Raw genomic sequence first — 26,219 nt, forward strand, 5'->3', positions numbered from 1 at the left:
GCCTAGGCGGGTGCGATCAGGTGGTCGAACTCGCCGTCCTTCACGCCGAGAAGCAACGCTTCTATCTCCGCGGGCGTATAGACGAGCGCGGGTCCGTCGGGATGCCGTGAGTTGCGCATCGCCACATCTCCCCCGGGCAGCTTGGCGAACTCGACACAGGAACCCTGTGAGTTGCTGTGCCTGCTCTTCTGCCAGACGACCCCGCGGAGCTCCGTGGCCGCCATGCCGTTGTACGCGTGGTGCACGTGTCGCTCCCGGGGTACAAGGTGCATGTGTCAACTGTCCCGGATCATAGCTCTGTTCATATGCACTTGCATGAGCACCCGCACGGGCAGATGCACGTGCACGCGGGGTGGCGCTTCGGTTACAGCTCCGGGGACGTCCTCCCCGCGGCCGAGGACCTCGTGCACCTCGCGTACTAGGAAGAGACGCAATCCGCGCCCTTCCGGCTCCGGCGAACCGCCGCCAGTCTCATGAGGTGTGCGTCACGCGCCCGGTGACGCGGGAGTCAGCCCCGCCGCGGCCGCCGGATTGCCGCCGGGAGCACGGCAGTTGTCCCTGGTAGCGTGGCGCGGTCCTGCAACCGACAAGGGGGAAGTCACGTGCACCAGCGTGTACGCATGTCGATGGCCGCCGCAGGCCTCGTCGCCGCAGCAGCTCTCGTACTGACCGGATGCGGCAGCGACGACAGCGCCGACTCGGGCGGGAAGACGTCGTCCGGCGCGCCCACACCGTCGAGCGGCGGCGACAAGCCGAGCGGTGACATCGAGGGCGCGTGGACGGGCAAGACCGACGGCAAGTCCGTCGACCTCGCCGTCACCGGCAAGAAGGCCGTCCTGGTCGCGGACGGACGCGCCTGCACCGGCGACCTGGCGGACATGGGCGGCGAGCCGATGCTGTCGCTCAAGTGCTCTGACGGCAACACCGACCGGACGATGGGATCGATCGAGTCCAACGACGGCAAGACCCTCGTCATCGCCTGGGACGCCGGCAAAAAGGACACGCTCACCAAGTCCGCGAGCGGCAAGCTGCCCGAGGGGCTGCCCAGCACGCTCCCGACGGGGATCCCGACTTCCTGATTCCCCGCGTCACCGTGACGGGCCGCGTCCCCCGACCTCACGGGTCAGGGTTCGCGGCCCGTTCGCGTACGCCCTCGTCCTCCGGCTCCAGCGCCTCGCTCAGGTCGTCCAGTGCCTCCGCCACCAGCCCGGCGCCGGTGCGCAGCACCGTGTCCGGTGCGCTCTCGCTGTCCCAATGGTCGATGGCCTCGTGCACCGCGTCCCAGTGCGGGGTCCTGCGCTCGCGTACCGCCGCGGCGGCGCGCTCGGTGTCGCGGCGCAGCGCCTCGGCAAGGTCGGCTGCCGCCGGCACGGGGGCCGCGCCGCGGTCGGGCAGATGCGCCTCCATCAGCATGGCGCCACGGCCGAGCTGGGAGAGCGCCTTCCCCGCCCTGTCCGCGGCGTCGCGGGACAGCCCCCGGTGCCGTACGGGCTCGTGCTGAGCCCTCTTCACCGACTCCCGCCAGGCGATACGGGCGTCGCGCGCGTCGAGCAGGGCCTGACGGATGTCCTCGTCCGCCCGGCCCGCGGGGTCGGCGTAGCGGTCCACGACGGCTGCCGCGTAGGAGCCGTTGGCGTGCAGCCAGTCGGCGAGACGATGCCGCAGCCGTGGGGTCTCCCAGGCCGGGTAGACCGCGTACGCGATCATCGCGAGCACTCCGCCGGCGAGGGTGAGCAGGGCCCGTTCGGGAACGGTCTGGTTCCAGTCCTCGCCTCCCATGCCCAGCAGGAGGACGACATAGGCGGAGATGAAGACGCTCGCGACGACGTACCCCGTGCTGAGGACGAGGAAGACGCAGAAGGCGCACAGGACGGCGAGACCACCGGAGACGTAGACGCCCGGTCCGGCCCCCTGCACGACGGCCGTGGCAGCGCCGACCCCGATCAGGGTGCCGCCGAACCGGGCGACGGAACGGGCGTACGTCTGCGAGAAGTCCGGGCGCATCACCATCACGCAGGTCATGGGCGCCCAGTAGCCGTGGCCCAGTGGCAGCGCGGTGCCGACGATGTAGCCGGCCGCCGTGACGGCGGAGACCCGGAAGGCATGGCGCAGGACCGGTGAGTCCCCGCGCAGTTCGTCGCGCAGGACGCGCAGCGAAGCGGGGACGAGCCGGATCAGCGGCGGCCGGTCGCGGTGCGGGCCCTCGGTGGCGCCCGCGCCGCGGGCCGTCTCCGTCACGTCGTCGAGCAGGGCGGCGAGCCGGCGGGCCCCGCGGCGCGCCGGGCCGGTGAGGACCGCGGCGGTGTCCGGGGTCCTGAGCGCGGCCATCGCGGACGGCGGCAGCCGCAGCGGTTTGTTGTGCCGGACGGCGCGGGCGGCCTCGGTGAGGACGGACGCGGCGGCGGAGAGGAGTTCGCGCACCCGGCCGCGTTCGGGCCCTTCGGCGGGGACCCCGACCGCCGGGTCGGCGAGGGCGGCCAGCACGGGGCGGATCCGCTCCACGACGCCGCGCATCCCGTGCAGCTCGGCCGGGCGACGGCGGGCCTGCCGGGGAGTGACGGCGGCGGCACGTCGGGCCTGCATGAGCGGGGCCGGGTCGAAGGGGGCGGTCGGGTCGTGGCGCAGCCGCCGTGCGTAGTCGGCCTCCGCGGTGAGGGCGTCGGCGAGCGCGTCACGCTGGGCGCCCCAGCGGCGTACCGGCAGCAGGACGACGAGGGCGGCCTGGACGACCCCGCCGGCCGCGATCATGGCGGCGTGGCCCGCCGCTGCCGCGACGGACGTGGGGAGGGTGACCGTGACCAGCATGATCGCGACGTTGGACATGGCGATGTTGCCGACGGTGGGGCCGAGGGCCCAGGCGAGCCCGGCGAGGAAGGTCCACAGCGCGAGCATCGCGAGGAAGAACACGAGGTGGAAGGCGGTGAGGTAGCCGATGAAGGTGGACACGGCGAGGCTCGCGCCGGACGCGAGGGCGAGCACCGGACGCGGACGCCAGCTGCGCTGATAGGTGGCGATGGCGGCCTGGAAGGCTCCGAAGGCGGCGCTGACGGCGACGACGGGCCCGAAGAGGGAGAGCGCACCCGCGACGACGAGAGCGAGGCCGAGCGCGCCCCGCAGGGCGACGAGGGGCTCGAGCCGCTGCCGTTCGAGGGTGAGCCCGGAGCGTGCGGTCTCCTTCAGGGCCCGGAGCCAGGACATGGGGCGAGGGTAACGGCAGAACGGGACGATTCAGACGATCCGGGCGGCGCGGGCGGCGCGGGCGGCGCGGGGCTGCACGGCCGAAACGGGCAGCGATCACGCAAGACCTGGGCGCGGACCTGCCTGCGGCCCGGGACTGCATGGCCGAAACGGGCAGCGATCACGCGAGACCTGGGCACGGTCCTGCCTGCGGCCCGGCGCGTTGCGCCGGCAGCTCCCCCCGGTCCTGCGAGACCTGCGCCCGCTTTCTCCCTTGCCTCGTGCATCCGGTGCGCCCACGCCTGGCGCCGCACGACCGAAGCCGCGTCGCCCGCCCCGGCCCGACCGCACCCCGCGCCCTCACGGCCGCAACTGGCCCCGCTCACGCGACACCTGCGCCCGGTCCGCCGCCGCCCTGCCGTCGAGCCAGCCCGCCTCGTCCGTCACACCACGCACCCGTGTCGTCGTCGTCCGCGGGAACATCTCCTCCGTCCGGCCCGCCACCGCCACATCGCGGGAGGCCAGCACCGGCAGCAGGTCCTCCGGGGCGGCGACGCTCTCGGTGGCCGCGGCGAGGCGTTCGCCGACGCGGCTCGCGTAGGACATCAGGAAGGACTGCCGGAACGTCTTCGTACGCTTGCGTCCGCCCGCCCGCTGGGACGCCTCCGCGCGGGTCATCGCCGCGTGACCCTGGACCAGCAGCGAGGTGTGGAGCAGTTCGACCGCCTCCAGGTCGCCGTCGAAGCCGACGACCGTGGAGAAGCCGAACGCACCGTTCCAGACGGCCCGGCAGCGGTTCGCCGTTGCCACCGCGTCCAGCAGGATCGCCTTCGCCGTCTCGTACGGGGCGTCCACCCCGATACGGCAGGCGGTCGGAGCGTCCTTCGCATGGGTGCGGTGCGACACGGCGGCCTCGTCCACGCTGTGACGCGCCATCAGCTCCTGGGCCTTGGCAGTGAGCGCCTCCGCCTCCTCCGGGAAGCCGGTGGCCTCCGCCTTGGCGAGGAGGGCGCGGATACGGCCGAGCATCCGCGGCTCGTCCGGCGAGGGCGGTGCCGTGAAGGGCGTGCCCGGCACCGGGCCGACCGGCTCGATCGCGGGCAGCCCGACCAGCAGGCGGTAGAGCTCCAGCACCGCCGTGGCGTACGAGAAGCGGTCCGTCCGCCAGTCCGGGCCGGCGAGCTCGGCGAGCTGTGCGGACCAGCGCGGGGGGAGGCGGTCGTAGCGGTGCGACTCCCCGGCGATGAGCTGGGACACCAGCCGCACATGGTGCTCGTCGAGGTCGCGCCGGACCAGCCGTACGACATCGGCCGGCTGCCAGCCACGCTCCCAGGCGCGGCGGACGAACTCCTCGCCGCGCCGGGTCAGTTCACCGTCCGCGGCGGGGTCGGCGGCGAGCAGCGACGCGCCCGTGTCCAGCCCCGCGTCGCCCTGTGCGTACAGGGCGCCCGCGAGCGCCTCGTCCACCGTGCCCACCGGTCCGCCTCCTTTGTGTCCCGCCGGCGTCCTCGCCGTCCGTGTCCCCCCAGGCGGCGTCTTCGCCGCTCGTGCTCCCGCCGGTACGCCGCCCTGCTCACCGATGATCCCAGGTAGGGCAGGCCCTACCTGCAGGACGCCCCTCAGTGGTCGTGAACCCCGGCCCGCGCCCCGGAAGCCTGGACGCATGACGACGACCACTTCCGGCACGGCCGTACGGCTGACCGCCCTGCGCCGCGTCCACCGCGATGTGACCGCTCTCGACGGTGTGGACCTCGGCCTTTCCGCCGGCTCCTTCACCGCGGTCATGGGGCCGTCCGGCTCGGGGAAGTCCACGCTGCTCCAGTGTGCCGCGGGGCTCGACCGGCCGACGTCGGGGAGCGTGGAGATCGACGGCACGGCGCTCGACGGGCTGAGCGAGCGACGGCTGACGCTGCTGCGCCGGGAGCGCGTGGGGTTCGTGTTCCAGCAGTTCAACCTCGCCCCGTCGCTGACCGCCGCGCAGAACGTCGCCCTCCCCCTGCGGCTGGCGGGCCGCCGGCCGTCCCGTACGGAGGTCGGCGACGCGCTGCGCCGCGTCGGGCTCGCCGACCGGGCGCGGCACCGGCCCGGCCGGCTGTCCGGCGGTCAGCAGCAGCGGGTCGCGATCGGCCGGGCGCTGATCACCCGGCCCGCGGTGCTCTTCGGCGACGAACCGACCGGCGCGCTGGACACCGCGACCGGCCGTGACGTGCTGCGCATGCTGCGGGAGAGGCTGTCGGGATCGGCGCGTTGCTGGGAGTCGCTGTCACCGCGGTGAACCTCGCCGGGCTCGCGGCGGCACTGGCGTTCCTGTCCGCCCCCGTCACGGTGGCCGTTCCCTGGGCCACGGCCGGTGCCGCGGCAGGCGTGTGCGCGGTCGTCGCGGTGGCGGCGGCGCTGCTGCCCGCGTGGGTGGCAACGCGCCGATGACGTACGGAGCGTGCAGGGGGAACACTGTCGCGCCCGGACGTGCGCTTCACACCCGGACAGGAGCGAGCGCGGTCCTGCGGCGGTGATAGGCGACCGCCACGTACACCAGCAGCGGGGGCCAGGCGATCAACGGGAGGTAGCAGACCAGAAGGAGGGCGTTCTGTGCCGGTGAGCCGATGGACCCTTCGCCCAGCCCGGTGGCGGAGGCGTAGACGGCCCAGCCGAGCAACGCGATCAGCCCGGCCGCTCCCGCGAACGCCGCGGTCACCGCCGCCGCCGGCCGTACGCGGCCACCGCCCAGCACCGGGACCCACTTGGGCACGACCTCACCCCACGACCGCACCAGTCCGAGTGTCAGCAGGGCCAGCGCCTCGGAGACGACGCTCAGCATGACGACATAGACCCCCTGTCCCCAGTCGGGCACGGAGTCCTCGGCCACCGGCAGCCCAGCGGCGAGGGCAAGGCGCCACAGACCGGAGGGCAGAGTGATCAGCGGTACGGCGTGGGCGGCGACGGCGACGCGGTACGGCACATTCGGCAGAGCTCGGATTCTCGGCATGTGTCGAGATTCGCCGGGGGGCCGGTCCGTCGCGTCGGCGCCGAGGAGAGTCCTGGTCCGCCGTGCGGGGGAGGCCGGGCGGTACCGAAGTCCGGGGCCGCCGGAGTCAGGCGGCGTGAGGGGAGTCGGGGGGGGGGGAGGGCGGGCGACACGCACCACGCCGACGCGCGAGGCCCGAACCGCGCGTGCGTACGCCGAACACCGGGCCCGGGCCGCCCTGTTCCGGCCGCGGTCCTGAAGGCGCGCACCCTCCGCCCGGCAACCCGCCCCGGCCGTCCGCCCGTTCAGACTCCGTGCACGCTCTTCTTCGCCAGCTCGTACGCCGGGAGCATCTGCTCGTGCTCCGCGGTGTCCATCCCGCCCAGGTGCAGCACGACCAGACCCCGCGGTGCGGCCAAGGCGAGCGCCCGTTCCTTCTTCGGCGCGTCGAGGGACTCGTCGGTGTTGAGGTAGGTCACCTCGGCCGCCGCGAAACCACCCACCGTGGTCTTCGTGTACGCGACGTCCTTCTTGCTCCTGGACTCCTCGGCCACGAAGGCCTCCAGCGCCGCGCGCGGATCCGTGGAACCCGCACCGCCGGTCCATACCCGCAGAAAGCCGACGTTCCCGGCCGGCTTGGCGTCGATCTCACAGACCAGGGTGACCGGGCCGTGCTTCAGCGCACCGAACTCGGCGTCGATCATGACCGCTTCCGGCGACCAGCCGGAGGCGAGGTCGAAGGCGACGGGCAGCACGCACGCCGAGCCCTTGCCTCCGATCGAACCGCCCTTCGCGACGGTTCCCGCCGGGGCGCCCGCCGTGCTCTTCCCCGACGCCGTGTTCTTCGACGCGGCCGCGGGCTCCTCCGGCTCCGCCTCCGCCGCACATCCCGTCACCACACCCAGCAGCAGCGCTGCCGGAAGCACTCTCGCTCCCACGCGCCGCACCGCACCTCGTACCACGAATCCCCACCTCTGGTTCCGTTCGGACCGACATGATCGATCCTAGAGACGCCGTGGGACCGCACGGGATCCGGGAGGCCGGGATCCGGGAGGCCGGGAGGAGCTGACGTGGGCGCGAACAAGGACCGCATGCAGGCCGGTGAGTGGTACCTGCCCGACGACCCCGAGCTGATGGCGGACACCGAGCGGCGCTTCGCGCTGTGCGCCGCCTACAACGCGAACGGCGGCGCGGCGCGCGCGGACCGGGCACGGATCCTGGCCGAACTGCTGGGCTCAGTGGGCGAGAACGTGAACATCCGGCCCCCGTTCCAGTGCGACTACGGCCACCACATCTCCATCGGGGACCGGACGTTCGTCAACGTCAACGCGGTCTTTCTGGACGCGGCGCCGATCACCGTCGGCGCGGACGTGCAGATCGGCCCGAACGTCCAACTCCTCACCCCGACACATGACATGGACACCGAGCGCCGCCGCGCCGGCTGGGAGAAGGCCGAGCCGGTGACCATCGGCGACAACGTCTGGCTCGGCGGCGGGGTGATCGTCTGCCCCGGTGTGACGATCGGCGAGAACACCGTCGTCGGGGCCGGTTCCGTGGTCACCCTGGATCTCCCCGCCGGGGTGCTCGCCGTCGGCAACCCGGCCCGGGTGATCCGCACCCTCACCGACGCGACGGATTGATCACGATCTTCCCGGGCACGTGGCCCGTCTCGTACAGCGTCTGCCCCGTGGCCGCCGCCGGCGGGAAGGTCTCCATGATCGTGGCGCGCAGCGTGCCGTCGGCCGCCGGTCGGGTGTGCTCGGCGAGTGCGGGCTCGGGCGTCTCGACGCTGTTCGCGGAGAACGTCCCCCCGCAGGTCCCGCCTCCGGGTCGGCGATGATGACGATCCGCTCGGCCGTGCCGCCGCGCAGCTCGATCGAGTCGGGGCCCCTACGGCGACCCGGGGGCTGACTCGGGGCCGGCTTGGGTGGGGCGGTCCGGGTGGGCCGGTCCGGGTGGGGCGGTCCGGGTGAGGCGGTCCGGACCGGGTCACGGGGGCGATCCGATCCAGGCCCAGAGGCCGAGCCGATCCAGGCCAGGGGCCGATCCGGTCCGGGCCGGGCCGAGTCACGTGGCCGATCTGGTCCGGACGAGGGGCCGAACCGGTCCGGCAACGAGGTTGACGCGTCCGGACCCGGGCCAGGCGCCGATCCGGTCCGGCCGCTCGGCGGGTCCGCCGCCGTTGTCACACCCGCCTGCCACACTCGAATCCATGAGCGACCGATGGGCTCTGGCGGTTGCGGAGGGCGGTGGGGCGCAGCTCGTGCCCCTCAGCCCCGACGGCCTGCCCGCCGGGCCCGTCCTCACGGAGCCCGACCTCGCCGAGGCCGTCCGCTCCCGGCCGGAGGTCGGGCGCTGGGTGTGGCGCTCGACCGCCGATATCTACCCCCGCCTGCTGTCCGCCGGCGTGCGGGTGGAGCGGTGCTACGACATCGAGGATGCGGAGCTGCTGCTGCTCGGCCACGAGGGGCGGCTCGGGGAGCCGCGCTCGGCGGCAGCCGCCCTGGCCCGGCTCCACAAGGGCCCCGTACCTCCCGATCCGCCCCCGCGCGCCGCCGAACCGGGTTCACAGTCCTCGCTGTTCGAGCCCCAGCCGGTGCCCGTGCCGCTGGGGTCCCTGCTGGAGGTGTACGCCGACCAGCTGCGCCGGCACGACGCCGCCGAGCACCCCGGGCGGATGCGGCTGCTCACCGCCGCCGAGTCGGCGGGCATGCTGGTGGCGGCCGAGATGAACCTCGCCGGGCTCCCGTGGCGGGCCGACGTGCACCGCGGGCTCCTGCACGAACTGCTGGGCGAGCGGTACGCGGGCGGCGGCGAGCCGCGCCGGCTGGCCGAGCTGGCGGACGAGGTGTCGGCCGCGTTCGGCAGGCGGGTGCGCCCCGATCTGCCCGCGGATGTCATCAAGGCCTTCGCCCAGGCGGGCATCAGGCTGCGCTCGACGCGCCGCTGGGAACTGGAGGAGATCGACCACCCCGCCGTGAAACCCCTGATCCAGTACAAGAAGCTGTACCGGATCTGGGTGGCGCACGGCTGGAGCTGGCTCCAGGACTGGGTGCGGGACGGACGCTTCCGGCCGGGGTATCTGCCGGGCGGATCCGTCTCCGGCCGCTGGACGACCAACGGCGGCGGCGCCCTGCAGATCCCGAAGGTGATTCGGCGCGCGGTGGTCGCGGACGAGGGCTGGCGGCTCGTCGTCGCGGACGCCGACCAGATGGAGCCGCGGGTGCTGGCCGCCATCTCCCGTGACCCGGGCCTGATGGACGTCGCCGGCCACGACGGCGATCTGTACTCGGTCCTGTCCGACCGCGCCTTCTCCGGCGACCGCGACCACGCCAAGGTGGCGCTCCTCGGCGCGATCTACGGCCAGACGTCGGGCGACGGGCTCAAGAACCTGGCGGCTCTGCGGCGCAGGTTCCCGCTGGCGGTGGCGTATGTGGACGATGCGGCCCGGGCCGGGGAGGAGGGCCGCCTCGTCCGCACCTGGCTCGGCCGCACGAGCCCGCGCGCGGCCGGCGCGGCGGAGGACGACGAGGCGGGCCTCCCCCAGGAGACCACCGAACAACCGTCCCGGGACGGCGAGTTCACCCCGGGCTACGCCTCGTCGAACGCCAGGGCACGAGGCCGGTTCACCCGCAACTTCGTGGTCCAGGGAAGCGCGGCCGACTGGGCACTCCTGCTGCTCGCGGCCCTGCGGCAGGCGACCGCGGGCATGCGCGCGGAGCTGGTCTTCTTCCAGCACGACGAGGTGATCGTGCACTGCCCCGCCAAGGAGGCGGAGGCGGTGGCGACGGCGATCCGCGAGGCAGGAGAGCTGGCGGGACGGATCGCCTTCGGGCAGACACCGGTGCGGTTTCCGTTCAGCACGGCGGTGGTGGAGTGCTACGCGGACGCGAAGTGACGCGCACCGCCACCGCGCGCCGACGGTCCGGCGGCCGGGCGAACCAAGGACCCCGAGCGGCTACTTGAGCGTCTGCCACACCTCGTCGGTCGCGATCGCGGACAGCTGGGCCTTGGTGAACGGAGGCGCGGAGAGCACAGGCGGCTTGTGCGGATACTCCGCGTTGTAGGACGTGACCGTCACGCGCAGGCCCTTCGCGGTCACGGTTTCGGCCGTCCACCCCACCGTGCCCGCGTGCTTGCCGGCCTCGTCCCGGGTGACGACCTTGCCGCCGTCCGGGGTGCCGTGGCCCAGCCGGACCCGGAGGAACGTCTTGGTGTTCGTCGTCGTGTCGCGCGCGATCACATAGCCTTCGTCGCCGCCCCCGCCCTGGCCGACCGCCGTGTGCCCGGCGGGCACCAGGCCGCTGAGTGTCTCGAAGACCTCCCAGCTGTTCTGGACGGGGCGCGGGCTGCTGAACGCCTCGGCGTTCATGACGCCGTACTTGGTGAACGCCCCCTCCACGCTCGCCGCCAGCTCGTCCAGTTGGAGGGGGGTCAGCGGGGGTTCGTTCCGGGTGGGAGCGCCCGTCGGGGAGGGCGCGTTGTACTCGACCGCCTGAATCAGAAAGCCGTCCGCCGAGATCCGGGTGGACTTCCAGATCTTCACCCCGGCGGTTCCGCCGCCCACGTGGCTCTGCTCTCTCTTCTCACCGAGGGCGTTGACCTCGCACACGGAACCGGCCGTGGCCTTCGGGCACTTCAGCGACTGCCTGACCTTCGGATCCTCGGGGTCGACGCGGCGGGCGGAGATGGAGACGAGCGACGCCCCGTAGCTGTCGTCGTAGACGAGCGAGGCGTTGGCCACGCCGGGGCCGCCCATGTGGGAGGTGCCTCGCTGCTTGCTGAACTCCCCTTTCGGAAGGACCGGGAGGCTGATCTCGAGCAGCTTGATCATCTGGTCGGCGTGGGCCTGCATGAAGGACGTGGGGTCCTCCTTCGGGCCGCTTCCGTCGGAGGGGACCGGGTTGCGGGACGCGCCGTCCCGCGGTGCCGAGGAGTGCGTCCGGGTCGGGGCCGCGTCGGCCACCGACGCGCTGTTGCCGCCGGATCCGCCGACGACGTAGACCCCCGCCGTCCCCAGCGCGGCCAGCGTCAGCACCCCTCCGGTCACGACCGTGGCCGTGCGGCGGGCAACCTTGCGGCGGCCCCGGAGCGCCCCCGCATGGAGCAGGCCCCGCCCGTCGGCGACGAACGTGCCGCCGGTGCGCCGCATGATCTCACCGAGGTCGTTCTCAAAGCGGATGTCGGGGGTGTCTTCGGTGTCGTTCTCGAGGGGCATGGCGGTTCACCATCTCCAGTCGGCGCCGGTGGGCCGGAGTTGAGGAAAGTCTTGGCTGGTACGGATACGGCAGTGGGATCGTGACTGCGGTGCTGACGGACTGCCTGGCCGAGGCTTCATCGACGAAGGATCAGGTGGCGGCGACGAGTTCGGCGAGACTGCCGCCGAGCTGGGCCCGCAGCCGCGCCAGCGCCCGTGACGACCGGGTCCGTACGGCGGCGGAGCTGACGTTCATGGCGTCAGCCGTCTCCTCGATGCTGCGGTCCTCCCAGTAGCGGAGCACCACCACGGCCCGGTCCTTCGGCGGCAGTTGCCCGAGCGCCTGGAGCAGCGCCAGCCGCAGCAGCGGATCGCTTCCGGTGATGACCGGGGCATCGGGCAGATCCGCCACCGGCCGTTCGTCCGCGGAACGCCGGCGCCGGTAGGTGAGGAAGGTCCGCACCAGAACGGTCTGGGCATACGCGGCGGGGTTGTCCACCTGGGAGATCCGCCCCCACTTCAGGTACATCCGGCCCAGCGTCTCCTGCACCAGATCCTCGGCGAGGTAGGTGTCACCACTGGTGAGAAGGCATGCGGAACGAAACAGATGTCCCGTGAGCCCGCCCGCGAACTCCATGAACCCGTCCTCGCGGGACTGTCTCATGCTCCCGTCCCCCCTGTTTTCCGCCGCGATCGAAAGGCTTCGGCCCCCCACCTCATCGACGCGCCACCCACGGCGAAATGTTGCACCACCTCCTTCGTCCGCCCGCCGCCTGCCTTCGCCCACCCGCCCTTCAGTACTCTTTTCAGCGCATCACGGGAGGGGGCGCTGATGAACCGGGTGCGCAGGAGGCGGCCACACCGCGCGGGTTGCGCCCGCGGCTCACCCCTCCAGATACGCCCCCGTCACCGCCAGCGCCGCCGCCATGATGCTCAGCTGCGGGTTGACCTCCGGGCAGCCCGGCAGCACCGAGGCGTCGGCGATCAGCACGCCCGCGACGCCCCGCAGCATGCCGGTCCCGTCCGCCGGGGCGCGCTCCGGGCTGCTTCCCGCCGCGACCGTTCCCGTCGGGTGGTACGCCGACAGATGCAGCTGCCGGGCCGTGACCCCCGCGAGGACGGCGTCCAGCTCCGCCAGGCTGCGGGCCCGGGGTGCGGACGGGATGCCGGTGAGGACCTCTTCCGCGCCCGCCGCGAACAGGAGCCGGCCCATCGCCCGTACCGAGCGCATGAGGCGGCCCGCGTCCCGCCGGTCCAGGTCGTAGCGGATCAGCGTACGGTCGCGGCCGACGACCCGGCCCGATGGGCGGTCGGCGATCATCGCGCCGAGCGTGGCGAGGCGGTCGGTGGCCTCCAGCTCTCGGCGCAGTTCGCGGCCGAGGCCCGGAAGCACGAAGGAGCCCATTCCCGGCGGGGTCGCCGTCGCCTCGATCAGGACGCCGCCGTCGTGGAGTTCCTCGACGCCGACGCTCTGGAGGACCCCTTCCCACGCGGTGACCGGTTCCGCGAAGCGCCCGGCGACGCTGGTGGCGGGGTGAACGCTCAGGTTCCTGCCGAGGCGCGGATGTCCGCCGAGTCCCGAGCGGCGCAGCAGGGGCGGTGACTGCAGGGCGCCCGCCGCGACGACCACCAGAGGGGCGAGAACCTCCAGCTCGCCACCGTCCTCGCGGCGTACGACAACTCCCGCGGCCCGCGAACCGCCCGGACGGTCGGAGTCCACCAGGATCCGGCGGACCCGGGCGCCCGTGACGATCCGCGCGCCCGCGGCGCACGCGTCGGGCAGCACGGACAGCTGCACGCTCTGCTTCGCGCCGGTGGGGCAGCCCACCACGCATTGGCAGGAGCCTTTGCAGCCGGGGGCGTTGCGCCGCAGGGGCGAGGCCGCCCAGCCGAGAGCCTCGGCGCCGGCGAGTGCGAGCCGGCCGTTGTTGCCGAGGACGTCGAGGGGCTGCGGGGCGACCCGCAGTGTGCGTTCGGCCTCGTCGAGGCAGGGGCCGAAGCGTTCCGCGAGCGAGAAGCCGAACTCGCTCGTCCAGCGATCGAGCACATGGCCCGGAGTGCGGTAGCAGGTACCGGAGTTGACGATCGTCGTACCGCCGACGGCGCGGCCCACCGGCAGCAGCAGGGGAGGGTTCCCGAGCGCGACCGTGGCACCGCCGTCGCGGTAGAGCTCGGCGAACCGGTCGAGGGGGGTACGGCGGCCGAAGGACGCCGTGGAGTGGTGGTGCCCCTCCTCCAGGACGACGACGTCCAGGCCCGCGCGGGCGAGCGTCCGCGCGGCGGTCGCACCGCCCGCCCCCGAGCCGATCACCACGGCGTCGGCCGTCGATCGGGCCGGCCACTCCCCGGCGGGTGTGCAGTCCAGCGGCGGATCCTCGGGAGCCGGGAGGAGGGGACGGGCGCCCTGGTGCAGCATCCGCTCGGTGCCCGCCGCGAGCAGGACCGGCATCTTCAGAATGTCGAGCAGCGGCAGCAGCGCGGGCCGGGCACCGAGCGCGCCCAGCAGCGATTCCCTTTCGCCGGCGCTCAGTTCGGCGAGCCTGCGCCCGTCCCGTGCCAGGGCGTACGCGTCGAGGGCACCGGCCGCGGCCCGCAGTCCGGCACGCGCGGGCAGCGGCATCGAACCGAGTACGGCCTCCAGCCGCCGGGGCACCCGCGCGGGCCACGCCTCGGTGCCGTCGTCGGCGATGAGCGCGGCCACCAGACCGTCGAGGCTCATCGGGTGCCCACCTCGGCGTGCGCCGTACCGTCGAGGTACCACTCCCGCTCCGTACGCCAGCCGCCCCACCACCACCGCTCCAACAGGACGTGGGCGTCGGCGCGTTCACTGTTGCGGCAGACGGCCTGCGCGCCGTCCGGGTCGGTGTAGCCGAGCGCGAGGGTGCGCTCGTCGGGCTGGGTGACCTCGACCCGGATACGCCTCAGACCGGCGCGGCCGGTGACCGTCCAGGTGGGCAGGCCGATCTGCGAGCGGAACCGCCCGAGCCCGCACCAGCCGACCGCCGAACGCTCCGCCCGCCGCGGCCAGGTCCGGCCGGCGCGGCGCAGCCGCAGAAAGACGAGCGGCGGGAGCCGCCGCAGACCGGGGCGCCGGGAGACGGCGGTGACGATCTCCAGGACGTCTCCGCCGCCGAGGTCGGCGTGCAGCCAGGCCCAGCGATGCGCGTTGCCGTGGCCGTAGATCCGGGCCGACGCCCCGGGTGCGCCGGCCAGCTGCAGGGTCGTGCTCCCGTACGAGACGGTGCCGCCGTACGAGGCGCGCGCGGCCGGGAGGATCTGTGCGGCGGGCAGCAGCGGCCGCCGCCAGGACCAGCGGGGAAAGGTGAACAGCGGTGTGTCGGCGGCCTGTTCCGTCAGGTCCCAGCGCAGCGCGCCCGCCGAACCGGTCAGCCGTCCGGGCACGGCCGAGACGCCGTCGGCGCGGAACCCGTGCTCGCCGCCCGCCCACTTCCCGGGTCCGAAGCGGGCGTGCCGTACCGGCTCGCCCTTGGGGAAGACCGCGGCCCACCCGTGGGCGTACGGCTCCGATCCGTCGGCGGGCGCGGTGAGTTCGTGGTGGAGCCACAGTCCGGTGCCGGTGGCCGGGTCGGTCACCGTGGTGTACCAGACCTCGGTACGGCCGGGCTCGCCCCGCCACCGCGGCGCCATCAGACCGCCGACGTCCGCCGTGCGGGGGAAGCGGAAACCGGCGAGGAAGGGCAGCAGCCCGGTCGCCACGGGGAAGCGCAGTGTCCCCTCGCCGACCGGTGCTCCGTCCTCGTGGAGCGTGAAGGGCAAAACCGTCATCGACTTCACCGGGCGGCGCGGATTCACGGACTTCCAGCCGTCGAGGGTGAGGCGGCGGCCGTCGGCGGTGAAGGAGAGCCGGTAGCGGATACGGCGCCTGGCCAGCGGCGATATCTCCAACTGGCCTGCCGCGGCCGGATCGTCGGCACGTCCGGCGATGCGGACACGACCCGAGGCGTGCGCCTCGGTGGTGCCGAGGGGGCGCAGCACGCGGTCGGCCGTGACGCGCAGGTCGAGCCGGATCGGGCGGCTGCGGTCCTCGCCGTCGAGGCGGACCGTGCCGAGCATGGTCTCGCCGAACGACGTGCCGCGTGCGCTCGTGCCAGGCCGGCGTGCCGTGCTCGTACGGGATGCGCCGGCGGCGGCGCTGTGAGTGCTCCTGCGCGGTGTCCTCATGCGAGCCCCTCCAGCATGATCCGCTCGGTGGCCGTCAGATACGCCTCGGCCGCACGTCTCGCGGCGCTCTCGTCACCGGCCGCGACGGCCTCCACCACCGGCGCCAACCGGCCATACGCCGCCTGCGGATCGGTGAACGGACCGACCAGGGCGGCCCGTACGGGCACATAGGCGTTGAACAGCGTGTTGGTGAGCAGCACATAGACGCGGTTGCCGGTGGCGCGGGCGAGTGCCCGGTGCACGTCGATGTCGGCGAGCTGGACCGCGTCGCCGCTCTCGGCCGTACGCACCGCCTCCAGCAGCTCCCGCAGTTCGGCGCGCTGCTTCGCGGTGGCGCTCCCGGCGGCCCGTTCGGCGATCAACGCGCCGACACCGCGCCGGACTTCGAAGATCTCACCGAACCAGTCGGGACTGTGCCGCACCAGCATCGGCAGCAGATCGGCGCCGCCGAGCCGTGCGTAGTCGCGCACCCGGGTGCCGACCCCGTGCCGGGTCTCCAGCAACCCGGCCTGGACGAGCCGTCCGAAGGCGTGCTTGAGGGTGGTGCGGGTGACGCCGTACCCGTCGGCGAGCTGCCGCTCGGGCGGCAGATAGCTGCCGGCGGGGTGTCGTCCGTCGAGGATGTCCTCGCGCAGCCGGGACTCCAGGACGTCGACGATGGTTTCGCGGGGCAGTGCCTCCACGGGATCCCTCCCCGAATCGAGTGGCTCAGTGGATGAGCCACTCAACCAATGCCGGGTGTTCGCCGTCAATGGCCGGACGACACCTGCCGTTGGGGGACCCCGGGCGCAATCCCCAGATCGGGTACGGGTGACCGTCCGGGTGATTCGAACTGCGCATCACGACCACCCCGCCCGGGCCCCGCGGGCCCATCGGCCACATGATCGAACTTTTGCTCGACATGCACCCCGTTACGCCTCGCTGATCAGCAGCGTTGGTCAGGCTCCAGCGCAGCACCCGACGGCCGAGGAGAGTTGATGCATCCCTCTACCCCTGTGATCCGCGTTCACCTGGCGTTCGAGTGGGACAGAAAGGCACTCGTGGGAACGGGGTGGCGCGCGTGAGGCGCCGCTCGGCCCGCACGGCGGACACCTCGGCCGACCCGACGGGCCCCACCGACACGGCGGACGCCTCGGCGGACGCTTCGACGGACACATCGGAAGACACATCGACGAGCGCGGCGGCGGCGGACGCGGAGGACGTGTCGGAGTCCGAACGCCTCCTCTTCGGCGGCCCCCTCCGCTACGACATGGGCTGGAACCAGCATCACGGCTCCTTCCTGGAACTCGACCTGCGCACGATGGTGGCGCGCATGCCCCGGCTGATCGCCTCCACGATCCGGCTCGCCCACCGCGCCGACCCGCGCGCACTGCGGCAGGTCGCCGGCGCGGAACTCGGGGGCGGCATCGCTCAGGCCGTCGGGCTCATCGCGGTCAGCCAGGTCCTCACGCACGTCCTGAACGGCGGCGAGACCAGCGAACGGCTCACCGACGCCCTGCCCGCGTTCCTCACCGTCGCGGTCACGGCCCTCATCGGCGCGCTGCTGCGGTCCGCCTCCACCGCCGGCACGGGCCGGCTGGAGCCCAAGGTCTACCGGGTGGCCACCGAGGAGTACCTGGAGCGGGTGGCGCGCGTCGAACTGGCCGCCGTCGAGGACGAGGAGTTCCACAAACTGCTGGACTCGGCGCAGTGGGGCGCCGAGTCGGCCCGCCGGATGATCAAGTTCTGCACGTCGGTGGTCACGGCGGCCATCTCGTTCATCGCCGCGGCCGGCGTACTGACCGTGCTCCACCCGGTCCTGCTCCCCCTCCTCGCCCTCATGACCCTGCCCAGCGCGTGGAGTTCACTGACGATCGCGCGCCGGCGCTACATCTCCTTCCACACCTGGGTCCAGCACGCCCGCGCCGGCCAGCTCCTCGGCCGCCTGCTCATCGACGCCCAGGCCGCGGCGGAGGTGCGCGTCCACAACATCGGCCCGTTCCTGCTCAGACACTTCCGGACGATGGCCGAGACGGGCGAGAGGGAACAGACCCGTCTGGCCTCGCTCGCGGCCCGCACCGGCCTGGTCGCCTCCGGCTGGACGGGCGTCACCACCGCGGCGACCTACGCCACCCTCGGCGCTCTGCTGTGGACCGGAGCCATGGACCTGGCCGTCGCCGGCACCGCGGTCATCGCCGTCCGCACCGGCTCCGCCAACCTCGAAGGACTGGTCGTGCAGCTCAACCTGCTCTACGAGGAGAGCCTGTTCGTCGCCGATCTCGACCGCCTGTGCCGGGAGGCCGACCGCCGTCTGATCCCCGCGTCCGGAGTCCCGCTGCCGGAAAAGGTCCACGCGATCCGCTTCGAGAACGTCTCCTTCACCTATCCCGGCACCACCGGCGACAAGCCGGCGCTCACGGACGTGGACGTCACGATCCCCGCCGGCCGGATCGTCGCGCTGGTCGGCAACAACGGCAGCGGCAAGTCAACCCTGGCCAAACTGCTCTGCGGCCTGTACGCCCCGGACTCGGGCCGCATCCTGTGGGACGACGTGGACACCACCGACGCCGACCGGACCGCGCTGTTCGACCGTGTGGCCGTGGTCGCCCAGGACTTCTACCGCTGGCCCTTCACCGCTCGGATCAACGTGGCGATCGGCCGCCCCGAGGCCCCGCACGACGAACCGCTGCTGGACGCGGCGGCCGAGTACGCGGGCGCCGACGAGACGGTGGCATCGCTCCCCCGCGGCTGGGACACCCTGCTCGCCCGCGGCTACAAGGGCGGCCATCAGATCTCGGGCGGCCAGTGGCAACGCCTCGGCATCGCACGCGCCCGCCACCGCGACGCCCAGGTCCTGGTGGTCGACGAACCGACGAGCGCGCTGGACGCGGAGGCGGAGCAGCGGGCCTTCGACCAGATCCGCGCCCTGTCGGCGGAGGGCCAGACGGTCATCCTGATCACCCACCGCCTGCACAGCGTCCGGCACGCGGACGAGATCTACGTCCTGGACCAGGGCAGCGTGAGGGAACACGGCTCATTCGACGAGCTGATGGCGGTGGAGGAGGGAGCGTTCCGGAGCATGTATCTGATCCAGTCGCGGCAGTACGTGCACGAGTGGCAGGCACAGGTGCCGGGGCAGCGGGCGGAGGGCGTGCGGGAGGCGCCGGGACGGGGGGACTGAGCCCCGGCGTGGACCGGGGGCGAGGGCGCGATGCACGGTCGCCGACCGCGCATCGCGTCGTCGCGGAGGGACGACAGCGAGGCGCCCTGCGCGGAGACGCTTCAGACGCTCGCGGGCTGCTCCAGCGCCACCACGACCATGACCGGGAGATCGGTGTCCTGCTGGACGACACCGGCGGTCAGAATCCGGCCCTCCAGGACCCATTTCCGCACGGCGATGAACTCGTCCTTGTCCGCCGCCGTCTGCTCGGCCGGAACGAGGTGTTCGGCGAGCGGGGATTCCTCGATCTCGGGGAGGAACCCCGCCAGCACCTGCTCGCCCTCCTCGTACACGGCGTCCAGGTCGTCGAAATAACCCGACTCGTCGACGTCGCGGATCCACACGGCGAACGAGACGCGGACCGCCCCGCTGCGGAACGTCTGGATCCACCCCCGGATGCCGTCCTTGCGCCAGGACGTCTCCACCCCGTCGCGGGGCTTGCCCCCGGGCGTCCACCCCTGGGCCGTGAATCTCGCCGCCGCACCCTCGGGGGTCAGCGGGACGAGGCCCCGGAGATCTTCCAGCATCGCGGTCACTGCAGCCATGAACTCATCCCACTCATGCCATTGCCGGGCACGTGATACGCCTTGAGCTGCCCACTCGCATAGGCCTCGGGGAAGGCCTTGGACAGCACGTCGTTCACATGCGCGGCACCCCATTCATTGGACACCATATAGCGAACCCCCTTGCCCCCGAGATCCTCGTTGAGGGCGAGCAGCTTCTCGGTCTGCGTGGTGATCCGGCTCTCGTTGTAGAACTCGAAATTGGGGTTGTACGGGGACGACTCCCACTCGCCGTGCTTGTCGCCGCCCGTCCACTTGGCCTCGGTGACCCAGCCGTCACGCGGACCGCCGTCGATATGGACCTCCCTGCCGTCCGGCAGGATCCACTGCTGCTCGTAGCTCTGGTCGGTGACGAGCCGCTGGTACCGGAACGAGGGGCGTTCGAGCTGCTTCTCGGTCAGCCAGCCCAGCCCCTTGAATTGCGAGTACGGCGACAGGCCGAGGGGGTCGCAGACGGTGAACGGGTTGTGGACGTAGGCGACCGGGTTCGGCGACGGCCCCAGGCCGAGGGGGTCCGGGGAGGTGTAGCGGCCGGTCGCCGGGTCGTAGTGACGGAACAGGTTGTAGTGGAGGCCGGTTTCGGGATCGTAGTACTGGCCGGGGAAGCGCAGCGGGGTGTACGCGGTCGTGGAGCGGGTCCAGGCGGTGGTGCCCCAGAGGGTGCTTCTCGCATGCCAGGCGATCTCGCCGGATTCGTCGACCAGCTCGGTGGGCGTGCCCACGAGGTCGGTGGCGATGGCGAAGAAGCGCCGGTCGATCTCCTCCTGGCGGGCGTCCGAGGTGAGGAGACGTTCCGTCTGGGAGAGCGGGATCACACCGCGGTGGTCCCAGGTGAGGGCGACCACGTGCGGGATGTCCGGCGTGTGGACCGTCTGTTCGCACAGGGTCCCGCCGTCCCAGGAGAAACGGACCTCCTCCGCGACGCTCTCGCCGTCGTCGGCGATGCGCTGCTTGGCGGTGCGACGGCCCAGCGGGTCGTAGCGGTACCTCCACCGTTTTCCGTCGGGGGTGATGACGGACGTGAGGCGGTTCTCGACGTCCCACTCGTAACGCCAGGTGTCGGGCTTGCGGGAGAGACGGGTCTTCTGGCGGAGGACGACCCGGCCGAGGGCGTCGTGCTCGAAGCGGACGTCGCCGGCCCGGGTGACGGCGGTGCCCGCGTAGGCACGGGGGCCGACGGCCTCGTGCCCCGGGTGGGAGGCGGGCCAGGAGGCCGACGTCTGGTTGCCGGCGGCGTCGTACACGTACCGCTCGGTCCAGTCCTGGGCGTGGACGGCGGTGACCCTGCCGACCGTGTCCAGGTCGAAGGTGCGTGGGCCGGACAACTCGTCGGTCAGAGAAGCGAGATGACCGTCGGCGCGGTAGGAGTAGCCGCGGTGGTTGAGGGGCCGGTCGCCGGCGGTCAGGCTCTGGGCGGAGAGCCGTCCGGCCTCGTCCCACGCGGAAGAAAGGGCGAGTGTCCCGCCGAAGACGCGCTCCAGTTCCCGTCCGGCCTCGTCATGGGTGAAGGTGACCTCGCGTCCGCCGGCGGTCATGCGTGCGGTACGGCCGGCGGCGTCGTAACCGTACGAGGTGACCGCGCCGGTGGGTGTGGTGCGGCGAACGCGGCGGCCCAGCCTGTCGTAGGCGTAGTTCATCGCGCGGCCGTCGACGAGTTCGGTCTTGATCCTTCCCCGCCGGTCGTAGACATAGGCGACCTCGCTGTCCGGGCCGGACGCCTCGAGCAGGCGTCCTGCCCGGTCGTACGCGTAGGTGGTCACCGCACCGGCGGCGTCCTTGCTCACCGCTCGGCCGAGTTGGTCGTAGACGTAGGAGACGGTCCGGCCGAGGGCGTCGGTCCGGACGGTGAGCCGGCCCGCGTCGTCGTAGCGGTAGGTGAGGGTACGTCCGTCGAAGTCGGTCTCGGAGACGAGACGGCCGGCGGCGTCGTACTCGTAGTTCCAGGTGAGGCCCTGGGGATCGGTGACCTTCGTGAGCCGCAGGGCGGCGTCGTGCTCGAAGGTATGGCGTGCGCCGTCGGGTTGGGTGCGGGCGGTGAGCAGGTCGAAGTGGGTGTACTCGAAGCGGGAGACACCACCGATCGGGTCGGTGTGGGTGAGGCGGTTGCCCTCTCCGTCATAGGTCCACGACTCGGTGGCACCGCCGGGGGCGATACGGCGGGCGAGACTGCCGTCCGCGGTCCATTCCATCCGCGTGACCCCGCCCACCGGGTCGGTCGTGCGCACCGTCCGGCCCAGGGCGTCGCGTTCCAGCTGGGTGACGCCGCCGGCCGGGTCGGTCACCTCCACCGGCAGGCCCGCGGCGTCGCAGCGCACCGTGGTGGTGGCACCGAGGGCATCGGTGACGGTGGTCAGCCGGCCCCGGTCGTCGTAGGCGTACCGGGTGGCGGAGCCGGCCGGGTCGGTGACAGCGATGCGGTTTCCGCGGGCGTCGAACTCCTGTTGCCAGCGGGCGCCGTCCAGTCCGCGGAACTCCGTGGACAGCCCGAACGGACCGCGGACGGTCCGCAGTTCGCTTCCGTCGGGCCGTGTGACGGAGAGCAGACGGCCGTCCTCGTCGTAGGCGAACGCGGTGGTGCGGCCGAGCGGGTCGGTACGGCTGAGCAGATTGCCGTGCGTGTCGTAGCTGAAACGGCTGGTGTGCCCGAGTGGGTCGGTGGTGGCCACCACCCGGCAGCGGCTGTCGATCAGGTGACGGGTGGCGTGACCGTCGGCCGTGGTGAGCGTGGTGGTGCGGTGACCTGTCGCCGGGTCCGCCTCGGTGTACGTCAGGGCGACCTGGACGTGTCCTGCCTCGCCACCTTCCGCGACGACACGGTCGCGGTCGTCGTAGACGTAGTCGTAGCGGCTTCCGTTGGAGTCGATCCAGGCGATGACGCGGCGACGGTCGTCGTAGACGAAGGCGGTGGTGGCACCGGAGGGCCGTGTGACGGCGGTGAGGTCGCCGTCCTGGTATCCGTAGCTCATCAGGGGCAGGTCCGCGCCGCCCTCGCCCGCTCCGGCCAACGACAGGCCGGTGATCAGGCTGCCGCTCACGGCGATGGTGACCAGCCGGCCCGCCGGACAGGTCAGGGCGAGCGGGATGCCGTCCTCGGCGCGCTCCACGGCCCACGCGTTGCCGTGGCGGTCTTCTGTCCGCTTCAGCCAGGCGATGCCGTCGCCGCCCGGTTCGCTGCCGGACGGGGCGGCGAAGTGGCGGACGAGGCCCGTGTCGGGGTCGGTGACCGTGTAGTCGCCGTCGGCGTCGCGGGCCAGCAGCGTGCCCACCCTGCCGGTCTCCGGCAGGGTGGGCGCGCCGGGCACCGGGTGCGGGTAGGGGATGAGGAGCCCGTCGGCGGTGACGTGGACGACGCCGACCGCGTCGATCTCGAGACGCTCGTCGACGGTGGAGGTCCACGACGGGCCGAGGAACCGGCCGGCCGTGCAGCCCGACTCGGTTCGGCGGGTGAAGACCAGCGGAAGCGTGCCGGGCAGCACGAAGTCGGTCTGCGGCAGGAACATCCGGCCGGAGGCGAGGTCCACCGGGTCGGTGCCGACGACGGTGCGACTCCCGTCGGGGCGGTTGTGGGTGCCGTTCGGGGCGTCGTCGATGAGCCTGCGCGCCTTCGCGGCGTCGGCCATGTCAGCGGCGAGGCGCACGCCCTTCACCGCCGCGCCGCCTCCGCCGGTGGCCACGGTCAGCGCCGCGTCGGGCAGCAGACGTCCGAAGCCCTCGGCGGGGTCCTTCATGAAGTCGCTGATCATCTGCTTGCCGGTGCCGACCGGGTCGTTGGCGGCGACCACCAGCCCCGCCGCGAGGCTGTTGAGCGAGGTGGCGTACTCGGCCGGGTGCGTGATGTTGTACGGGTCCAGTGGGTTGATCCCGCGGACGAAGTTCACCAGGCCCGCGGTGCCCTTGATGATGCCGCCGCCGACGTGGTCCCCCATGATCTGCAGCTCCTGGAGCCCGTCGCCCAACTGATCGGCGTACGAAGGCTTCTCCGGAGCCTTGTCGCGGGCGGCGCGGACCGCGGTGCGTGCGGTCTCCGCGGCCGTGTTCCGCTGGCGGCGGGCCTGGGCGAGGATGTCCTGCGCGTCCTTCATCAGCTTCTTGCCGGGATCGGCGAACGTCGGAGCCGGGCAGGGCGGCAGCGTGGACGGATTGCGTTCGTCGGCGGGCTGGGCGTTGTAGCGGTCGACCGCGCCGTTGTAGTCGTCGATCTTCTTGCGATGCGCGTCGGCCGCGTCGGTGGAGGCCTTGACGCCGGCCTTCCACATGTCGATCGCCGTCTGCGCCTGGTTCTGCGCCCACACCACGGTGCCGGCGAACGCCTCCAGCGCGGAGGCGGCCTTCTCGCAGGCGTCGGCACCGGTGAACCACTTGGGCGGCTGGGTGCGCACGGCCGCCCGCAGCGCCTCGGCAGCCTCGCCCTTGAGCTGTGAGGAGTCGAGGCCCTTGAGGCCCTCGCCGGCACTGTCGAAGGAATTCTGGAAGGCGCGGAGGGTCTTGGCCGTGGCGCGAGCCTTGTCCGGGCTGCCGTAGATCAGCTTGGTCTTGTCCTCGGTCTGCCCGAGGTCCATCTCGTCGACCTCGGCGCCCATCCGGTTGGCGACCGAACGGGACTGCTCGCGCACCCAGTCCGCACCGGACTCCCAGCCGACGTCCTCCAGCCGGTCGGCGGTCCAGTTCCCGGCGTCCTCGACCCGGTTGCCGGCCCACTCGACCCCGTCCTCGACCGCGTCCTCGACCGAGTCGGGCGTGATGTCACTGATGAAGTCGCCGATGCCCATGGTCAGTTCCCCCCGGACTCACCCTGCTGCTGCGCCTGCTGGGCACGCTCCTCCGGCGATGGGCCGAAGGTGTCGTCCAGCGCCCGGTCGAACTCTTCGTCGGATACGCCGAGCGCGTCGTTGAGCATGTCGGACTGCCGGCCGCCCTGGCCCTCGGTGAGCACCGTGCGGCCGGTGTCCTTCCAGGTCTGGCCCATTTCCTGACCGGCCTTGTCGAACGACTCCGCGCTCCAGTCCGGTTTCAGGTAGTCCGGCGTGAACACGTCGCCCCAGCCCTGCTGGGTGATCTCCTCCTCCGTGGCGTGCGGGTTACCACCCATCACGGAGTTGACGCCCACCTTCAACGCGCCCTCGACGTACTGGTCGTGCTCCCACTGGGTGCCCGCCGCCAGACCCAGACGGTTCGCGATCTGGCGTCGCTCACCAGGGCGCGCACGCCCCACTCCCACCGCTCGCAGAAGTCCTCGAAGTCGACCGAGAGCCCGTGGTGCCCGGCCTCCATCCCGGTCATCGACAGTCCCGAGAAGCCCTTGCCCATCACCGAACCGGTGGCTCCGCCGAGTTCACCGAGCTGGTCGATGGTCACGCCCACGCCCTTCGTGAACTTGGCGACGGACGCCTTGTCGAAGGCGAGCTCCCCGCCCCCGCCGCTCACCGCGCGTTCCCTTCCGCGTCCACGTCCAGCGCGACACCGTCCGGCACGATCCCAGCGACCGGCGGGAAGAACATCGACCCGTCCTCGGTCGCGATGTCGACCGCCAGCCCGGCAGGCTCGTCCAGCGACGGCACGACCTCGTCCACGATCCGCGCCCCCAGCAACGCCGCGAACTCCCAGGGCCGGTCACCCGACCCGTGGTGGAGGGCGAACCGGGCCAGGGCGGCCTCGTCGGTGAATCCGCAGATCCATCGCACCCCGCCGGAACGGGCGCTCCACAGACCACCCTCGGCCGTCGGTACGAGCAGGACCGAGCGCCGCATCTCACCGACCAGCGCCCGCGGATCACCAACCCCCGCCCGCTGTTCGGCTATTCGCTCCGCCAACGCTGTCCTGGGCTGCTCCACGGACCCCTCCCCGTGATCGTGGCTGATGGCACCGTAGAGCAAGACGCGCATCCCGGGCCAGACGGTTCTCGCGTCGCTTCACTCAGGTCCCCCGTCCCGCAACTCGCCTCCCCCGCACACCGGATGAACCACGGACGCAGGCCCGGCGTCACCGGAAGTCGTAGGAGCTCTCGCCGGCGACCAGGACCGAGGTGACATGGACCGGAAGCCCTCGTGCGGTGCGGGGCACCTCTTATCGGTCAGCCGGGTGAAGCCGAGGGAGACACGGGGGACGAAGGGGTACTCGGCCTCGGACGCATCGACGGCCCAGCCGCGCCGGGCCGCCCGCCGGAACAGGTCCTCGGCGCGGGTGACGAAGACGACGTCGCCGTCGAGGAGGACCCGCACGGCCCTCACCCGGCCACCACAGCTCGACGGCGGTCACTGCCCTGCCCGCCCCCTCCAGCAGGACGTTGACGCGCACGTCGCCGCAGGAGGTGTGGATCGTGTTCTCCTCTCCATCGTGCTCGACCTCGTGTGGCCCACGGGGAGATCGCGGTGACCGCTTCGTCGAGGAACATCTCCAGCCCACGGGTCCGACGCCACGGGGTGGGTCCAGAACGACGTCCACAGGTGCTCCTTCCGCCCTCTTCACGAGAGTGCCGCAGAGTCGTCGCCGACGGGCAAGGCCCTGGAGCGGAACGCCCAGCGACGGTCGAGGAGTTGGGAATCGTACGGCGGAAGGGGGGAATACCCGGTGGCCGCCGCAAGGTGACGAAGGCGGCGACCGACGCGATGCAAGCGGCCCAGCACACCTCTGGAAGGAATGGAACCGTCGCCCGGACGACGGGAGCCGCCGCATCTGCACCTGAGCAGCTGAGACCGGGACCGAGACTGGGGACCGCCGCGCGGGCCACCCCCGACGGCGGCGGCCCATCCGGCAAAAGCAAAAGCCCCAGGTCACGGCGAGTGAGTCCTGGGGCTTCCACAGAGCCGCCTTCGGGATTCGAACCCGAGACCTACGCATTACGAGTGCGTTGCTCTGGCCAACTGAGCTAAGGCGGCATGCTGCCTGCAGCGATACTCGTCCTGGCGAGAACACGTTCGCATCAGCAGCGGCGCCAAG

Annotated in this window: 18 protein-coding genes, 1 tRNA gene and 2 pseudogenes; 6 read left to right on the plus strand and 15 right to left on the minus strand. The window is 72.4% G+C overall.

The features are described from left to right. Nucleotides 1-2: 2 nt before the first annotated feature. Nucleotides 3-245: a DUF397 domain-containing protein gene (locus ABTX78_RS28940; RefSeq protein ID WP_352209766.1), complete on the minus strand. Its 243-nt coding sequence runs from the start codon at nucleotides 243-245 to the stop codon at nucleotides 3-5. A 375-nt stretch (nucleotides 246-620) separates the two neighbouring features. Here ABTX78_RS28940 and ABTX78_RS28945 point away from each other — a divergent pair, with 375 nt between their 5' ends. After that, nucleotides 621-1,079 (plus strand): hypothetical protein, encoded by a 459-nt coding sequence (locus ABTX78_RS28945; protein WP_502993998.1) that lies wholly within the window; start codon nucleotides 621-623, stop codon nucleotides 1,077-1,079. Between the two features lie 37 nt (nucleotides 1,080-1,116). Here ABTX78_RS28945 and ABTX78_RS28950 read toward each other — a convergent pair whose 3' ends face one another. Continuing rightward, a complete protein-coding gene (locus ABTX78_RS28950; protein WP_352209723.1) occupies nucleotides 1,117-3,198 on the minus strand; it encodes an FUSC family protein in 2,082 nt (693 codons plus the stop codon). 339 nt (nucleotides 3,199-3,537) lie between these two features. After that, nucleotides 3,538-4,653 carry a DUF2786 domain-containing protein gene (locus ABTX78_RS28955; RefSeq protein ID WP_502993995.1) on the minus strand — a complete coding sequence of 372 codons (1,116 nt, stop codon included), beginning with the start codon at nucleotides 4,651-4,653 and terminating at the stop codon, nucleotides 3,538-3,540. A 187-nt stretch (nucleotides 4,654-4,840) separates the two neighbouring features. Between ABTX78_RS28955 and ABTX78_RS28960 the strand changes: the two are divergent. Then, nucleotides 4,841-5,404: pseudogene (locus ABTX78_RS28960) on the plus strand (ABC transporter ATP-binding protein); the annotation flags it as partial. 20 nt (nucleotides 5,405-5,424) lie between these two features. After that, nucleotides 5,425-5,604 (plus strand): hypothetical protein, encoded by a 180-nt coding sequence (locus tag ABTX78_RS28965; RefSeq protein ID WP_352209724.1) that lies wholly within the window; start codon nucleotides 5,425-5,427, stop codon nucleotides 5,602-5,604. Between the two features lie 46 nt (nucleotides 5,605-5,650). On the opposite strand, the gene ABTX78_RS28970 is transcribed toward ABTX78_RS28965, so the two are convergent. Next, entirely contained in the window at nucleotides 5,651-6,163 is a 513-nt protein-coding gene (locus tag ABTX78_RS28970; RefSeq protein ID WP_352209725.1) for a hypothetical protein, read from the minus strand. Between the two features lie 284 nt (nucleotides 6,164-6,447). Further along, nucleotides 6,448-7,080, minus strand: a complete 633-nt coding sequence (locus ABTX78_RS28975; protein WP_352209726.1) for a lipoprotein — start codon at nucleotides 7,078-7,080, stop codon at nucleotides 6,448-6,450. A gap of 132 nt (nucleotides 7,081-7,212) precedes the next feature. Here ABTX78_RS28975 and ABTX78_RS28980 point away from each other — a divergent pair, with 132 nt between their 5' ends. Both ABTX78_RS28980 and ABTX78_RS28985 read left to right on the plus strand, forming a co-directional pair. Further along, nucleotides 7,213-7,782 (plus strand): sugar O-acetyltransferase, encoded by a 570-nt coding sequence (locus ABTX78_RS28980; protein WP_352209727.1) that lies wholly within the window; start codon nucleotides 7,213-7,215, stop codon nucleotides 7,780-7,782. 572 nt (nucleotides 7,783-8,354) lie between these two features. Then, nucleotides 8,355-10,040, plus strand: coding sequence for a bifunctional 3'-5' exonuclease/DNA polymerase (locus ABTX78_RS28985; RefSeq protein ID WP_352209728.1), 1,686 nt, complete (start codon nucleotides 8,355-8,357; stop codon nucleotides 10,038-10,040). A gap of 60 nt (nucleotides 10,041-10,100) precedes the next feature. Here ABTX78_RS28985 and ABTX78_RS28990 read toward each other — a convergent pair whose 3' ends face one another. The 5 genes from ABTX78_RS28990 to ABTX78_RS29010 all read right to left on the minus strand — a co-directional run bounded on the left by ABTX78_RS28990 (nucleotide 10,101) and on the right by ABTX78_RS29010 (nucleotide 16,204). Beyond that, complete coding sequence (locus ABTX78_RS28990) at nucleotides 10,101-11,360, minus strand: hypothetical protein (RefSeq protein WP_352209729.1); 1,260 nt, start codon at nucleotides 11,358-11,360, stop codon at nucleotides 10,101-10,103. A gap of 130 nt (nucleotides 11,361-11,490) precedes the next feature. Beyond that, nucleotides 11,491-12,003 (minus strand): SigE family RNA polymerase sigma factor, encoded by a 513-nt coding sequence (locus ABTX78_RS28995; RefSeq protein WP_352209730.1) that lies wholly within the window; start codon nucleotides 12,001-12,003, stop codon nucleotides 11,491-11,493. Between the two features lie 219 nt (nucleotides 12,004-12,222). Beyond that, entirely contained in the window at nucleotides 12,223-14,058 is a 1,836-nt protein-coding gene (locus tag ABTX78_RS29000; RefSeq protein ID WP_352209731.1) for a GMC family oxidoreductase, read from the minus strand. Further along, nucleotides 14,055-15,521, minus strand: coding sequence for a tocopherol cyclase family protein (locus tag ABTX78_RS29005; protein ID WP_352209732.1), 1,467 nt, complete (start codon nucleotides 15,519-15,521; stop codon nucleotides 14,055-14,057). Before ABTX78_RS29005 ends, ABTX78_RS29000 begins: the two co-directional genes overlap by 4 nt. Next, complete coding sequence (locus ABTX78_RS29010; protein ID WP_352209733.1) at nucleotides 15,518-16,204, minus strand: FadR/GntR family transcriptional regulator; 687 nt, start codon at nucleotides 16,202-16,204, stop codon at nucleotides 15,518-15,520. The genes ABTX78_RS29005 and ABTX78_RS29010 overlap by 4 nt, the downstream gene beginning before the upstream one ends. Before the next feature lie 566 nt (nucleotides 16,205-16,770). Between ABTX78_RS29010 and ABTX78_RS29015 the strand changes: the two genes are divergently transcribed. After that, a complete protein-coding gene (locus ABTX78_RS29015) occupies nucleotides 16,771-18,681 on the plus strand; it encodes an ABC transporter ATP-binding protein (RefSeq protein ID WP_352209768.1) in 1,911 nt (636 codons plus the stop codon). A gap of 101 nt (nucleotides 18,682-18,782) precedes the next feature. On the opposite strand, the gene ABTX78_RS29020 is transcribed toward ABTX78_RS29015, so the two are convergent. From ABTX78_RS29020 to ABTX78_RS29040, 5 genes and pseudogenes are all read right to left on the minus strand, one after another. Beyond that, nucleotides 18,783-19,265 carry a hypothetical protein gene (locus ABTX78_RS29020; RefSeq protein WP_352209734.1) on the minus strand — a complete coding sequence of 161 codons (483 nt, stop codon included), beginning with the start codon at nucleotides 19,263-19,265 and terminating at the stop codon, nucleotides 18,783-18,785. Next, the gene (locus ABTX78_RS29025) at nucleotides 19,253-24,052 is read right to left on the minus strand and encodes a putative T7SS-secreted protein (RefSeq protein ID WP_352209735.1); all 4,800 of its coding nucleotides are present in this window, start codon (nucleotides 24,050-24,052) and stop codon (nucleotides 19,253-19,255) included. Before ABTX78_RS29025 ends, ABTX78_RS29020 begins: the two co-directional genes overlap by 13 nt. 2 nt (nucleotides 24,053-24,054) lie before the next feature. Next, nucleotides 24,055-24,707 (minus strand): annotated as a pseudogene (locus ABTX78_RS29030) (hypothetical protein). After that, a complete protein-coding gene (locus ABTX78_RS29035) occupies nucleotides 24,704-25,114 on the minus strand; it encodes a hypothetical protein (RefSeq protein WP_352209736.1) in 411 nt (136 codons plus the stop codon). Before ABTX78_RS29035 ends, ABTX78_RS29030 begins: the two are co-directional and overlap by 4 nt. A 970-nt stretch (nucleotides 25,115-26,084) precedes the next feature. After that, a tRNA-Thr gene (locus tag ABTX78_RS29040) sits at nucleotides 26,085-26,158 on the minus strand. Nucleotides 26,159-26,219: the final 61 nt, after the last annotated feature.

The sequence above is a fragment of the Streptomyces sp. NPDC096193 genome, from assembly GCF_040302905.1.
Classification (GTDB): Bacteria; Actinomycetota; Actinomycetes; order Streptomycetales; family Streptomycetaceae; genus Streptomyces.

Excerpts from the sequence above, each read along its gene's own strand:
- ABTX78_RS28945 (WP_502993998.1), top strand. The coding sequence starts at position 621 with ATGTCGATGGCCGCCGCAGGCCTCGTCGCCGCAGCAGCTCTCGTACTG.
- ABTX78_RS28950 (WP_352209723.1), bottom strand. The coding sequence starts at position 3,198 with ATGTCCTGGCTCCGGGCCCTGAAGGAGACCGCACGCTCCGGGCTCACC.
- ABTX78_RS28970 (WP_352209725.1), bottom strand. The coding sequence starts at position 6,163 with ATGCCGAGAATCCGAGCTCTGCCGAATGTGCCGTACCGCGTCGCCGTC.
- ABTX78_RS28985 (WP_352209728.1), top strand. The coding sequence starts at position 8,355 with ATGAGCGACCGATGGGCTCTGGCGGTTGCGGAGGGCGGTGGGGCGCAG.
- ABTX78_RS28990 (WP_352209729.1), bottom strand. The coding sequence starts at position 11,360 with ATGCCCCTCGAGAACGACACCGAAGACACCCCCGACATCCGCTTTGAG.
- ABTX78_RS28995 (WP_352209730.1), bottom strand. The coding sequence starts at position 12,003 with ATGAGACAGTCCCGCGAGGACGGGTTCATGGAGTTCGCGGGCGGGCTC.
- ABTX78_RS29000 (WP_352209731.1), bottom strand. The coding sequence starts at position 14,058 with ATGAGCCTCGACGGTCTGGTGGCCGCGCTCATCGCCGACGACGGCACC.
- ABTX78_RS29005 (WP_352209732.1), bottom strand. The coding sequence starts at position 15,521 with ATGAGGACACCGCGCAGGAGCACTCACAGCGCCGCCGCCGGCGCATCC.
- ABTX78_RS29015 (WP_352209768.1), top strand. The coding sequence starts at position 16,771 with ATGGGCTGGAACCAGCATCACGGCTCCTTCCTGGAACTCGACCTGCGC.
- ABTX78_RS29020 (WP_352209734.1), bottom strand. The coding sequence starts at position 19,265 with ATGGCTGCAGTGACCGCGATGCTGGAAGATCTCCGGGGCCTCGTCCCG.
- ABTX78_RS29025 (WP_352209735.1), bottom strand. The coding sequence starts at position 24,052 with ATGGGCATCGGCGACTTCATCAGTGACATCACGCCCGACTCGGTCGAG.